The sequence below is a fragment of the Spirosoma daeguense genome, assembly GCF_054776875.1.
The window spans coordinates 47,152-61,378 of sequence record NZ_BAAHBF010000003.1 but is presented as its reverse complement, the minus strand read 5'-3'; the positions used below and the strand labels follow the sequence as shown (position 1 = coordinate 61,378).

6 protein-coding genes are annotated in these 14,227 nt (G+C 48.7%); 5 read left to right on the top strand and 1 reads right to left on the bottom strand.

Features of this window, described 5'->3' with window-relative positions; translation table 11 throughout:
• The first annotated feature begins 5 nt into the window (after window positions 1–5).
• Window positions 6–1,100 (top strand): hypothetical protein, encoded by a 1,095-nt coding sequence (locus ACYVD4_RS09545; protein ID WP_460944857.1) that lies wholly within the window; start codon window positions 6–8, stop codon window positions 1,098–1,100.
• A gap of 37 nt (window positions 1,101–1,137) precedes the next feature.
• Here ACYVD4_RS09545 and ACYVD4_RS09540 read toward each other — a convergent pair whose 3' ends face one another.
• A complete protein-coding gene (locus ACYVD4_RS09540; RefSeq protein ID WP_460944855.1) occupies window positions 1,138–2,100 on the bottom strand; it encodes an HNH endonuclease in 963 nt (320 codons plus the stop codon).
• Window positions 2,101–2,226: 126 nt separating this feature from the next.
• On the opposite strand from ACYVD4_RS09540, the gene ACYVD4_RS09535 reads away from it, so the two are divergent.
• From ACYVD4_RS09535 to ACYVD4_RS09520, 4 genes are all read left to right on the top strand, one after another.
• Window positions 2,227–3,696, top strand: coding sequence for an amidohydrolase (locus ACYVD4_RS09535; protein ID WP_460944853.1), 1,470 nt, complete (start codon window positions 2,227–2,229; stop codon window positions 3,694–3,696).
• 166 nt (window positions 3,697–3,862) lie between these two features.
• Window positions 3,863–5,638 carry an aspartate--tRNA ligase gene (aspS, locus tag ACYVD4_RS09530; protein WP_460944851.1) on the top strand — a complete coding sequence of 592 codons (1,776 nt, stop codon included), beginning with the start codon at window positions 3,863–3,865 and terminating at the stop codon, window positions 5,636–5,638.
• 313 nt (window positions 5,639–5,951) lie between these two features.
• A complete protein-coding gene (locus tag ACYVD4_RS09525) occupies window positions 5,952–8,930 on the top strand; it encodes a sialate O-acetylesterase (RefSeq protein ID WP_460944849.1) in 2,979 nt (992 codons plus the stop codon).
• A gap of 93 nt (window positions 8,931–9,023) precedes the next feature.
• Window positions 9,024–14,210 (top strand): hypothetical protein, encoded by a 5,187-nt coding sequence (locus tag ACYVD4_RS09520; RefSeq protein WP_460944847.1) that lies wholly within the window; start codon window positions 9,024–9,026, stop codon window positions 14,208–14,210.
• Window positions 14,211–14,227: the final 17 nt, after the last annotated feature.

Below are 14,227 nucleotides of genomic sequence, written 5' to 3'. Positions count from 1 at the left end.
TCACCATGCTCCGACTTCCGATTCTGACGGTTATTATGGTCGTGCTCGCCATCGTTCTGTTTTTCCGGGGAAAACGGAATAACCTGACCATTGCCGCCGGAGACGGTTGTGTGGTGCCGAAAGACTGGCTGGTGAGTAATGCCAAACCAGTGACGCCAGCCGAGCATATTCGCCCCGCCGACCAGACGTTTCTGACGTATCCCGAATGGTTTCTGGTGCACAGCCCTGCCGAAATTGCCGATTACGCACATCGACATACAACCACTACGTTTCCTTATATGGGTCACGTGCGGCAGCTCTGGCAGAGTTACCGGATCATGTACGCACAAATTCGGGAAGCGTTTCCGTTCAATACGGGGTATCACGTCATGATTTGGGTAATTGGCGTGAGCACAACAGTCGAGTACGCTTTAAAAGCTCTTTACGAAACGGTTGTCGGCCGATTGACCGATCCGCCTAATGGCAACGTAGTGACCGACGAAGACAAGTTCAACGCGCAGTTTACGCAGGATTACGTCGATTTTATTCGGGAATTGCCCTGGTATGAGTTCGATTTTATGTCCCGCATTCCCCGGCTTTTCAGCGAAACAACGTTCTGGGGGCCACACTTCATCCGCAAGTGCGAGCGTAAGTACATGCTACTGACTGAATTGCTGGTAAAAGCGGGCTACGGTTATCTGATCAAACTCGGCACCAAAGCCGCTTACGACGAAGCCCTGCTCACGACCGCCGTTATCGTCGACAAAGCACCTGCCGTTCTACCCGAAAAAACCAAACTTCTACAGACGTACCCCGACAGTTCTGCACTGCTGCTTCTCCCCCGTTACGAAGCTTTTCATCCGGCCGCATCGGCTCTGGTTCGGCAAGGCGTTACGTTCCGCGAAATTGCGGGTAACAACTCCGCCCTACTCATGACCATCTTATCACCCGAAAACTGGCAACCGAATTTACCCGGTTTTCGAGTCGTATTCACCCAGCCTATTGTTACAAAACCCGGTCAGAAGCGGGTAGCATTGGTAACTACCGTCGGTCAGTTAGACGAGACCATCCGCTACGTAGAAGCGGAACACGTAACCATTGAGCACGTGTATGATTATTGAAAATTAAAGCGATACTTATTTGTGTATCAAGTAAATTTTATTGCTTAAATCGCTCTCGCATGTGCCATCTGAAGCTTTCCATTTTCGGATAATGTATTTCACCGAAGGGTAAACGTAATGGTTTTCCGTGAAACTGTTTCAGATTGTAGGGACTTGCTACGTTATCGGCCAATAGAGGGGATACAACTACATTCAACTGTTCATCTACGCCAATCATGCCCCGATCAAAAGCGGTATGCAGGTTCGGGCAAAGCGCGATTCCATTTGTGACTTTATCGTCTCCCGAAACACTGATGGGCACGATATGACAGGCCTCTACAAGCGATGCGCCATCAACAGAGATGACTTTCATGCCTGAGATGGCGCAGGTAAAGTCATAGACTTTGGGAATTAATTTCTTGAATAAACCGCCACGCACAAACCGTATTTCTTCATCTTCGACAGGAAGAGTTGTTGCATAAGGTACTTCTTTCTCATTCAGTAAATACGATTCCAGACTATTCAAATAGCTCGCTCCACCACTTTTCACCCGTAGAAAATCGGTTTTTGTGTCTGCAAAATAGCGGCCTAGCAACGTATTGCGTAGTGATAACCGGGCAGATACATTAGCAATCAGCCTATAAAAATCATCAGCAAAATAGCCATATTCTAATCGTTCACTAAGGATTTGAACGCTACGTATGTACGTATCAATAAAGCTGCCTGTTTTGCTTTTTAGAAACCAGAATCCTTCACTTTGCAGGTAGTAAAAGGGTTGTGTAAAATCGTCTTTGTGCGCCGTTTTAACCAGCAGTGAAAAATTTTCCTTGAACGTAGCAACCAGCTCAGGTGTAATAGTTACCCGATTTTCGGTGATGATTTGTTTGTCTATTAATTCGAGAAATGTAATCAACAGAACTGGCTTGTGTGGGGCTTTGCCGAATGGCGTTCCTCCCTGTTTTAGTTTGATTAATTTCTTTGTGTAAACAGACAATAAATTTTCTTCAAAGTGAGGAAGCATGACAGATTATATTATTAGCAACAAAGATATCACTCTGCCAACATAATTGGCCTTATTAGCTTTTTGCCGTATTTTTATCGGCTTACAAGCTATTTCTCCAAATACAACCAGTCTGAAAGCCTACCTATGAGAACACAATTCCTGACCGCAGCACTTTTACTGCCTTTACTTACGTTTGCCCAGCCAAAAGCGAAAAAGTCGGCGGCACCAGCCGTAGACTCAGACAAGAAAACCATCATTGTTGATCTGGATAAGCGCTTTCCGGAATACGCGGGTATTTCGAAGCAAATCTGGGATTTTGCCGAGCTGGGCTATATGGAAGAGAAAAGCGCAGCCCTGCTGGTAGAACAACTCAAAAAAGAAGGTTTCGACGTTCAGACAGGCGTAGCGGGTATTCCAACGGCTTTTGTTGCTACCTATGGTTCCGGTAAACCCGTCATCGGCATTCTGGGCGAGTATGACGCACTGCCCGGTCTGGCTACTGAAGCAAAGCCTGTGTTTACACCCATTCAAGGACAGAAAGGCGGACATGGTTGCGGTCATAATCTGTTTGGGACGGCATCGGTAGCGGCTGCGGTTGAGGTGAAAGACTGGCTGAAGAAGTCAGGACATTCGGGTACGGTACGCATCTACGGTTGCCCGGCTGAAGAAGGTGGTTCAGGAAAAGTGTATATGGTTAGGGAAGGCTTGTTCAAGGATGTCGACGTAGTGTTGCACTGGCATCCCGGAGCCACGAATGCCGCCGATGCCAGTACGTCGCTGGCGAATAAAAACGCCAAGTTCCGGTTTAAGGGGATTGCGGCCCACGCAGCGGCTTCACCCGAACGCGGTCGGTCGGCACTCGACGGCGTTGAGGCTATGAATTACATGGTGAATATGATGCGTGAACACATTCCGTCCGATACGCGGATTCACTACGTAATCACCAAAGGCGGTGAGGCTCCTAACGTAGTACCAGCCTTTGCCGAAGTGTATTACTACGCTCGGCATAAAGACCGCGAAATCCTGCAAAGTGTCTGGAAACGGATTGAAAATGCGGCCGAAGGTGCCGCCAAAGGAACGGGCACTCAGGTTGAATGGGAAGTGCTTGGGGGTGTTTACAATCTCCTGCCCAACGTAACGCTTGCTGAAGTGATGCACCAGAATCTGCAAACGGTAGGCGGCATCAATTACACACCCGAAGAGACTGCATTTGCTCAGAAAATCAGTACTACGTTCAACGGGCCAAAAGTACCGATTGAAAGTGCGGCCGAAATCAAAGATTTCCGCACGGCTTCCGAAACAACCACCAGCAGTGCCTCGACCGACGTAGGCGATGTGAGCTGGGTAGTACCGACCGTCGGTTTGTCGACCGCTACGTGGGTACCGGGTTCATCGGCACATAGCTGGCAATCGACGGCCGCCAGTGGCATGAGCATCGGGCAGAAAGGGATGCTTGTCGCGGCCAAAGCACTCGCGCTAACGGCTCTTGATCTATACAAAACCCCGTCGCTCATCGAAAAAGCTACCGCCGAATGGAATCAAAAACGCGGAGCCGATTTTAAATACGAAGCCCTGCTCGGCAACCGAAAACCAGCGCTGGACTATAGAAAGTAAAGAGCGAAAGCATGAAAGAGTGAAAGAGCGAATGCCCAGTTCCCATAAAGTACCTACCTTTGCGGCAAATCTTAATGATTGCGTGATTGACTGACTGCGTGATTGAATTGGAATTAGCTATTCAATCACGCAGTCGGCCAATCACGCAATCTTTCACTCTTAACACATGCTTCGTACGCACACTTGCGGAGAACTCCGCCTTACTAATGCCAACACAACTGCTACGTTGACGGGTTGGGTACAAACCATTCGCGATAAAGGTGGAGTACTCTGGATCGACCTGCGCGACCGTTATGGCATTACCCAGCTTTTGCTTGAAGACGGACAGACAGCCCCTGAATTATTCGCCATCGCCCGCTCGCTGGGCCGTGAGTTTGTCCTGAAAGCAACAGGTACGGTTATCGAACGGAAGTCGAAAAATCCGAACCTGCCAACGGGTGATATTGAATTGAAAGTCACAGCACTGGAAATTTTAAATGCGGCAAAACTCCCTCCTTTTCTGATCGACGACGACACTGATGGGGGCGACGACCTGCGCCTAAAGTACCGTTATCTCGACCTACGCCGGAATCCCGTTCGGCGGAATCTGGAGCTACGTCACCGGATGGCGCAGCAAACACGGCTCTATATGGACGGGCAGGATTTTATTGAGGTTGAAACGCCGGTTCTGATTAAATCGACACCCGAAGGTGCGCGTGATTTTGTCGTACCAAGCCGCATGAATCCGGGTGAATTTTACGCCCTCCCCCAATCGCCACAGACGTTTAAGCAATTGCTAATGGTGTCGGGTTTTGACCGATACTATCAGATTGTCAAGTGTTTCCGTGATGAAGATTTACGCGCCGACCGTCAACCTGAGTTTACCCAGATCGACTGTGAAATGTCGTTTGTGGAGCAGGAAGACATCCTGAACATGTTCGAAGGTTTGATACGTCACCTGTTCAAAGCGGTGAAAGGTATCGATCTGGCCGAAGTACCGCGTATGACGTATGCCGATGCGATGCGGTTCTACGGTTCCGATAAGCCTGATACGCGCTTCGAAATGAAGTTTGCGGAACTGAAAGGTACGTTCGATACCATCGATATGACGTCGGGCAAAGGCTTCGGCGTATTCGATTCGGCAGAGCTAGTGGTTGGCATCAACGCACCGGGCTGCGCACATTACACACGCAAACAACTCGATGAATTAACCGACTGGGTGAAACGTCCGCAGATTGGCGCGAAAGGGCTGATCTACGTTCGGTATAACGAAGACGGCACCTTAAAATCATCAGTCGATAAGTTCTATTCGGAAGAAGATTTACAGAAGTGGGCGGTTCAGTTTGGCGCGAAACCCGGCGATCTGATGCTCATTATTTCGGGAGATGCTGCTAAAGCGCGCAAGCAATTGAACGAATTACGTCTGGAAATGGGTAGCCGTCTTGGTCTTCGCGACCCGAACGTATTCAGTTCGTTGTGGGTACTCGATTTCCCACTGCTCGAATATGGCGAAGACGAACAACGCTGGTTTGCCATGCACCATCCGTTTACGTCGCCCAAACCTGAAGATATTCCGCTGCTCGAAACCGACCTTGGTGCCGTACGGGCCAACGCCTACGATATGGTTATCAACGGTACGGAAGTTGGTGGCGGATCAATCCGGATTTTCAACCGTGAGCTACAGGCCCGTATGTTCAGTATTCTGGGTTTCTCCGACGAAGAAGCGAAGGCTCAGTTCGGCTTCCTGATGGATGCCTTTGAATACGGTGCTCCGCCACATGGTGGTATTGCTTTCGGCTTCGACCGGTTATGCTCCATCTTCGGCGGTGTTGATTCGATTCGCGATTTCATCGCATTCCCGAAAAACAACTCAGGTCGCGACGTAATGATCGATTCGCCGTCGGTTATCAGTCAGGCGCAGATGGACGAATTGAAAATCAAAACAACGGTTGAAGCTCGGTAGATTTTCGGCTCAGTTTCGTATTAAAAATAACAGGGGCATACCTTTATAAGGATGCCCCTGTTTCAATTTAGTAACAAAATTCAGCTATTACAGACTAAAACGCAAATACCATTCACTAAAAAAATGAGCAGTTTTAATCAGCCAGTAATTTACCATTATGTAGAAAAGCAGGTATTGTCAGTTGCATTAAGCCTGTTTAAAGCTGATATTGATAATGAAGAGTGATTACCATAAGTACATTTGTAAAGAATTTTCACTACCTGATCAGTCAGGTTTTTGATAAGCTAGGTTTCTGCCAATACCGTTCGTGCCAATGACTAACTATTTACGATTCCTGTCGTTTTTTTTCTGGCTTTATCCTTTCGTCTCCGAAGCTCAGCTCGTGGTTAGTAGTCCTGTTGCCCGGATGGTTTTTCAGCGAAATCTGTCCAATCGGGCGAGTATTCTGGTAACCGGAATGGCTCCAGCAGGCACTACGTTGGTAGAAGCACGTGTGGTTCCGATGGCATCCGGACAGGGAGACGTAACAGCCTGGACTTCTCTATCTATTTCGCCAAACTCGTCAGCTTTTCGCGGCACTATCGTAGCCACAGCCGGTTCTTACCGTCTGGATGTACGTGCCAAAGCAGGTTCGGCTGTAGTTGGTAATACGTCCGTAAACCGGGTGGGTGTGGGCGAAGTTTTCGTGGTAGCCGGTCAATCAAATCATTACGGTGGATTTCAGCGGGTTCAAGGTGCAACTGAGGATCGGGTATCGGCGATTGATATTCAACTGGATAGCATCAGCGACCAATTACTTCCCCTACGTTTTAGTAATGTCAGTTACGGAAGTGCCGTCGGGCCTAGCCAGCCTCCGCACTTGTGGGGTATGCTGGGCGACAAACTAGTGCAACGCCTGAACGTACCGGTCATGTTTTTGGGGGCATCGCTGGGCAGTACGTCGAGTGTTCAATGGCAGCAATCAGCAGCGGGTACTATTGGCACCACACCGGGTTCGTCGGTCTATCGGCGGCTTGGTACGGTTCTCCTTCACTACGTAGCACGCACGGGAGCGCGGGCGGTTCTGTGGCATCAGGGAGAAACCGATACCTATTCGTCTACATCCAATGCGGCCTATTATTACAATCTGGCCTACGTTATTCAGAAAAGTCGCCAACAACTCAATGGCAATGTGTTACCGTGGGTAATGTCGCGGGCCAGCTATATTCTTGGGCAAACCAGCCCGGGTATTATTTCGGCACAGGAGCAGCTCATTGCAAATTTGCCGAATGTCTATGAGGGGCCATCTACCGACGATATTGTTGGTCAGCAAAGTCGCCCTGATGATATACACATGTCAGGCAGCGGGCTGACTGAATTTATCAATCGCTGGGATCAGAAACTGGCGAATACGTTTTTTCAGTCGGTTCCTCCTTATACGCCAAACGAAGAATCATCGCTGATTACCAGCGGGTATACGCTTCCTTTAGTTCGTAGACCGGGGGAAGTTATTACGGCGGCTTCGCTACGTAGCGTTCCTCAGGAAGCTAATAATCAATTCATTGCGCAAATTCTTCGGGCCACCGATGGGCAGATGGTCCACGAATCGGCTCCAACAACCGCTAACCCGATTCTGGTTACGTTACCATCCAATCTCCCCGACGGCCAGTACCGATTCCGAACCGTTTCGACCAATCCCGTTACAGTAGGCACCCTTAGCGAACCGTTTACGGTACAACAATCGGCCAATCCTAGCCCATTACCGCCTGTTTTGCAATTACCTGTTAGCGGTGGTACTGCCGACCCGGCTATTCGTCGGTTTGGGTATCGTTATGAGACAGAAAGTCATGGTTTTTATGCCATGGTACAGGCCACTGCCCCTGTTGAGGTTCGCATCCAACGTATCGACGGCGGTGGTTTCAGCGATTCAGGCTGGAACGTAGCACCTGACAGTTCACAATCGCCCGATTATATTGAATTCGCTGATTTCAAATACATCCGAAATTATCCGCCCATAGCGGGAGGTGTTGGCGGAGTAGAACCCAATGGCCGGTATCGCTTTTCGGTACGTCGGCAGGGCGACTCAGGGCCAGGTTTATGGTATGACCTTGTTTTTTTGGGGCGACGAAATATCCTGTATTATGCTATGGAACCCATTGGGCCAATTCCACCCGTGCTCACAATTACGAATTTACCAATAAGTTGTATCAGTGGGCCAGTTAGTGTCTCCTTCGACGTAACAGAAGGTACGGTTAATTCTGGTAATACGTTCTCGGTTCGACTTTCGGATGGAAATGGTTCATTTACCAACGAAACGACAATTGGTTCGGGTACGGCTAGCCCAATAACAGCGACACTCCCAACTTCACTCTCGCCAGGAACAAATTACCGAATTAGGATAGTAGCCTCAAATCCATCGGTAGCGAGTGCCCCCAGTCAATCGCTTTCTAGTTGTACTGGCGCCGATTTATCACTGGCTATGTCGTTGTATACACGCGCACCATACCCACAACAGCCTGTTGTTGTTGTCCTTACCCTGGCAAACAGAGGTCCATTAGCGGCTGGCAACGTAGCGATTCAGAGTGTGCTCCCCAATGGCGTAGAGTTTGTCGATACACCCTCCTCCAGCGTTACGTCGGCGGGTGGTACAATTACTATTAATGCGGGCACTATAGCTGCCAACACACAGGTTCCTTTCCTGTTTCGGATTAAAGCTACCCAAGAAGGTACTTTTTCGACAGCAGCGCAGGTCACCGCCAGCAACCAGCTTGACCCCGACAGCCAACCCAACTCTGGTACGGGCGATGGGCAGGACGATGCCGTTGCAATCGATATGCGCACACTCAGATCTGGTGGTTATTTTGCAGCTTCGCCTAACCCCAGTCAAACACCCCTCCCCCCCGTCCAGACGAATCAACCACCTACCGACCCAGCTAAGGCCGACCTTAGTTTAAGCTGCGTTACCGACCGGATCACAACAAGTAACAACAACCCGGTTCTGGTTTATATGCTGGTTACCAATCGGGGCGGAGCCAACGCCAGTAACGTAACAGTGCAGGCGTTGCTGCCAACGGGATGGCAACTCACCAATTCGACGGGTTTAACGGTAAACGGACAAACAGTGACCGGAACAATTGGCTCTGTACCAGCCGGACAACGTATTGCACTGGCCTTATCGATTCAACCAGCAAGCACAGGTACGCTACGTGCCCAAATAGCAGGAGCAACACCATCCGATACTGACTCAACGCCCGGCAACGGTTATCAGAACGGCGAAGATGACGAAACGAGCGCAACGATACGTGTGCATTAATTATGTTTCATCAATCATTAATAAACGGTTAAAAAGTAAGCCGGATTTTGTACCTTGCGAAGTAAATAAAGTACTATCCGTAGCTTATCTTCTATGCCCTTTTCTACCTGCTGTCGGCTGATAGTCGGCTTTCTTTTGTGTATCCATACCTCCCTGATTTCCGCTCAAAATCAACCCATTGACACTCTCCAACGAATTGCCGAAGATGAGCGTCGGCGGTTAATTGATCCCGCACTCGATACAATTCCCTATGAACGGCTCGAAGCCGCCCGCAAGCAATTGCAAAAACGCCCTGCTGCGCAAACGAACAGTGTCATCCCGAACGTAACGTGGCAGGAACGTGGTCCCAGCAACATCGGTGGCAAAACTCGTGCGCTGCTGTTCGATTTGAATGATCCGGCTCGTAAGAAAGTCTGGGCGGGAAGTATAATTGGCGGGTTATGGTATACCAACGACATCACCGATGCCAATGCTACGTGGACGCCCGTTAGTGATGGCTGGGAGAACATAGTAATCACAGCCCTTGCCGCCGACCCATCAAATCCACAGGTGATGTATGCCGGTACGGGCGATACGTATGATGGTATACAAGGTGGTGGTATCTGGAAAACGACCAACGGCGGCACTACGTGGACTCGCCTAAGCAGCACGATTCCGGGCGGTACGTTTCCGGGTGTGGCTCAGGCATTAGCATACATCCAACGGATTGTCGTTAGTAGTACCGGAAAAGTGTTTGTTGCCACAAGATATGGCGTAGCACAATCAGCCGATGGCGGCACGAGCTGGAGTTATGCACTGGCTCCGGGGCAGTTGATTGGCGTGGGTGGCATTTCCGGTAATTATTCCAACGACAACGTAACGGATCTGGAAATTGGGGCTGATGGTATTCTGTACGCAGGATTCAACCCGAGCCGCGTTTTCAAATCAAACGATGCTACTGGCACAACCTGGACAGAAATTACACCACCGGGAGCGTCTGGTGGTGGACGTACTGAATTAGCACTAGCTCTTTCAACCGCAGGAGCCAGTCAGGTGCTTTACGGAGCATCATACGCTTATAACTCCACCAATTATGGGCAGGATTTGCGCTGGTTCAAGAAAAGCGTAAACGGTGGCGCTACGTGGACTGACATGGCCGTACCGATGTATACCTCAACCACTTTTTTCACGAATGGCAATGGGAGCTACGGTCTGGCATTGGCCGTAAATCCGACAAACCCGAATGCCGTTTACGCGGGCGGTACGAACTGGTATCGCTCTACCAATGGCGGAAGTACCTGGAGTTCGACACTATTAGCCTCAAACTATACGCCTTATCAGCACCTTCTCCTGATGCAGCCCAATGGAATGGGTGCTATTTTTAGTAGCAATCAGGGAGTTAACTGGTCGGCAAACTGGGGCGATAATAACACAACAGCTCCAACGGTTATCGACCGAAATACGGGCTACCGGACCAGTAGTTTTTATTCAGTAGCGATGAAGGCAACAGCGGGTAATGCTTACCTGATAGGCGGTACAGCAAGCGCCGGAACAGTAAAAGTACCCAACCCTAATCTGTCGGCAGGTAGCGTTATTGCTAACAGTAACTTTGATGCGGGGGTCGTTTTTATTGATGAAGAAGACCCCACTATTCAGATTATATCTTCTTATTTCGGTGATTATTATCGTTATAATGGAAGTGGCTCAACTTATATTGGTTGGTCAGGGGGTGGTACGTCTAACAACCCTGCTGATTATGATAGCCAATCCAAAACGCTTTATGCATATCGGTACAATAATGGATCTCAAATCCGCAAATTTAGTGGCATCGGCGGCACCGTAACCACAACCGATTTATCGATTCCGGGCATTGGTACTGCTTCTGTTTTCAAACTCAGCCCTGATAAGCAATCACTGTTTATCGGTACGTTTAATGGCCTGATCTACAAGGTAACTAACCTCAACCAGCCAACGCCTACCGTAACATCACTCAGTAATAATACGTATCTGCAAAATGGCTCGGTGTCATGCATCGATGTGGGTGTAGATGATAACGAGTTGCTTGTTACGTATTCTAACTACGGCGTTAAATCGGTCTGGTATACGGCTACAAACGGCAACCTCTGGATTAGCAAAGACGAGACTGGGTATGGGCTTCCTGATATTCCTGTACGCTACGCTCTTTTCAATCCGCAGAATCGACTACAGGTATTGCTGGCAACCGAACTCGGCGTATGGTCAACAACCAACATTACCGCTTCGAACCCTGGCTGGGAACCGACAAGCAGCGGTTTAGGAAACTTCCGGGTGAATATGCTCAAATACCGACGTAGCGATGGGCGTATAGCGGCTGCTACGTTTGGCCGTGGTCTGTTCACAAGCGATGCGTTTGCTATTCCTTACACCCTGCCAAGCGTTGCGTTAACGGGCGTATCAAACGCTACGCTTTGTGCAGGAAATACATTCAATGTATCGTTCACTACGTCGGGGCCGGGTTTCGGAAACGGTAATAAATTCGATGTCTGGCTTTCGGATGCCAACGGCAATTTCACCAATGCGCTAAAAATTGGCAGTGGCACAACCAGTCCTGTTTCTGCTACGTTACCGAGTACCTATAACGCGCTGCCTCACGGCACGAACTATCGAGTAAAAATCATTTCTACAAATCCGGAAGTTGAGAGTTTGGTAAGTGATGCACTGTCGATTGGAAACTTAACAACCGTTCGAATTTATGATCGTATCGGTAGCTCTGGTAACTCTATTTGCACAGGCAGTTCGGCTCGATTAACCACTTCCTTACTGACCTACAATAATTCATCAACTTCGGGTGCCGATTCGTATCAATGGTCTTTGAATGGAAGCCCAATAAGCGGAATAGTATCTTCAACTTATATAGCCTCTCAAGCCGGAAATTATTCGGTTACAGTTAAACAAGCCGGTTGTACAATTGCATCCAGTCAACCCTACAACTTGGCTATACATTCTTACATAAGTACCTTTTTATCAGGCCCGTCAACACCCCAATGTTCGGATAGCCCTATAACATTAAATAGCGGATATATTGGAGAGACAGCCAGTTTTCAATGGAAGCGAGATAATATAGATATTAGTGCAGCTACGAACTATACCTATACAACCAGCCAGACAGGTAATTATTCATTTCGTGTGGTCGATGGGACGTGTAGTACAACATCCTCCTCCGTGAATATTCAGTTTGGTCAGTCTCTCTATGCACGTGCCATTGCCAGTGATTCCCTAATCTGTGCTAATTCGGGCTATGGTATTTCTATTTCTATGGGTATTGATAATTCAAATGGCCGGTACTCAATCCAGTGGTATCGTAATGGAACTGCTCTTACTACACTTAGTCCATCAAACCAATCCTATTATGCCTATCAAGCGGGCACTTACTACTTTTTACTAAAGCAGGGTAATTGCCAGACATTCAGCAATTCAGTTGTATTGAGAGAAGAACCAATAAAGGCTAGTATTTACCATTCTTATAATAGCACATCTGCTTGTCCCGGTGAAGTCCGGGTATTAAATGCTAATTATAGGGGCGGAAGCATTCAATGGCAGAAAGACGGGGTAGATATTCCTGGCGCAACAAATGGTAGCTATGGAGCTACTGAATCAGGAAGTTACACGGTAAGATTAATAACAGGTTCTTGCTCAGCAATATCTCAGCCGGTTTCATTCACATTCAGCAATGCTCTTCAGGCAAAAATAAAGTTTAATAGATCAACAGCCGACGCCTGTTCATCACTTTATCTGGATGCTTCTGATGTCTATTTGAGTAATTACCAATATCAGTGGTATAGAAATGGAGCAGCAATCACCAACAGTAATAGTTATTATTATGCCAATCAATCAGGTGCTTATTCTGTACGTGTTACAAATGGCAGTTGTACAGGGCTTTCAAAAGAAGTGTACGTAAATTTTGGCAACAAAATAGCGAAACCTGTACTATCAGCACCAAAACAATTTGCCCAACTGTGCACTAATAATAGTGCCCAGTTAAACGTCTCCGGTTATAGTGGAACTATACAATGGAAACGTAACGGTATTGTTATCCCAAACGTAACCAGTTACATATTTTACGCAACCCAATCAGGTCTATATTCAGTCGTTTCGCAGGAAGGCTCCTGTCAGGCAGAGTCTGATCCGGTTGAAGTGAAAATTGGGGAGCCTACTACGGCTACGTTGAGTGGAAATGCGTTGGTGAGCGCGGGGCAGTCGGCGCAGTTGCCGGTTGCGTTTACGGGGCCAGCTCCGTGGGCGTTTACGCTGACTAACGGACAATCGGTGACCGCTACGTATCAGAACCCGCATCTGATTTCGGTATCGCCAACCGCCACTACTACGTATCAGCTCGCTAACGTAGCAAATTCCTGCGGTCTGGGTGCTACGTCGGGTCAGGCCAACGTAACGGTAGGTTCGGGAAGTGCCGACGTATCGCTTGGTATGGCAGTAAGCAGTAAAATTTCTAACGTTGGCGATGTTATTACCTACACGCTGGCCGCAACAAATGCAGGGCCTACCAATGCGCAGGGAGTCCAACTTACCAGTATTTTACCCGCCGGGTTATCGTACGTGGGTTCCAGCTCACCGGGCGTAAGTTTTGCCAACGGAACGGTCAGTGCCAATCTGGGAACCATCAACGCCAATGCAAAATCGGCCATCAGCTTTAACGCAAGTCCTACGCAGCCGGGCACCTTTGCTACGTCGGCGCAAGTCACGTCGAGCCAAACACCTGACCCTGATAGCCAGCCAAATTCGGGTACGGGCGATGGACAGGATGATGCCGCAACTCTGGAAGTACGTACTACGTTGGATGGCGGACTGATAGCTTCTGCAAACCAAAATCAGGTTCCTTTACCCGTTGTGTCCGGCAATCAACCCCTAACTGACATCAACACGGCCGATCTAAGTTTATCGATGAAAGCCGACAAGCTTACCGCCACAACTGCCGAATTAGTTACTACGTCGATCACAGTTATGAACCGAGGTGGAGCATCAGCCGCTTCGATAGTAGTGCAGGTTGTGTTGCCCAACGGTACGTTCAGTCCGCAAAGTCAATCAGGATGGATTCAGGTTAATAGCCAGACCTACAAAATGTACATCAACGCGCTCGAAGCCAGAAAATCCACTACAGTTTCGCTAAAATGGCAACTTGCTGGAAGCGGAACGATTCAGGCACAAATCCTTGATAGTGACGTAGCAGATTCAGATTCAACACCCGGCAATGGGTACCAGAACGGCGAAGATGATGAAGCGGCTATTCTGGTGAGAGTTCCCTAGTCTACAGTCTACTACCC

What these genes read in the sequence shown, in the direction of transcription:
- ACYVD4_RS09545 (WP_460944857.1), top strand. Translation starts at nt 6, where the DNA reads ATGCTCCGACTTCCGATTCTGACGGTTATTATGGTCGTGCTCGCCATC.
- ACYVD4_RS09540 (WP_460944855.1), bottom strand. Translation starts at nt 2,100, where the DNA reads ATGCTTCCTCACTTTGAAGAAAATTTATTGTCTGTTTACACAAAGAAA.
- ACYVD4_RS09535 (WP_460944853.1), top strand. Translation starts at nt 2,227, where the DNA reads ATGAGAACACAATTCCTGACCGCAGCACTTTTACTGCCTTTACTTACG.
- aspS (WP_460944851.1), top strand. Translation starts at nt 3,863, where the DNA reads ATGCTTCGTACGCACACTTGCGGAGAACTCCGCCTTACTAATGCCAAC.
- ACYVD4_RS09525 (WP_460944849.1), top strand. Translation starts at nt 5,952, where the DNA reads ATGACTAACTATTTACGATTCCTGTCGTTTTTTTTCTGGCTTTATCCT.
- ACYVD4_RS09520 (WP_460944847.1), top strand. Translation starts at nt 9,024, where the DNA reads ATGCCCTTTTCTACCTGCTGTCGGCTGATAGTCGGCTTTCTTTTGTGT.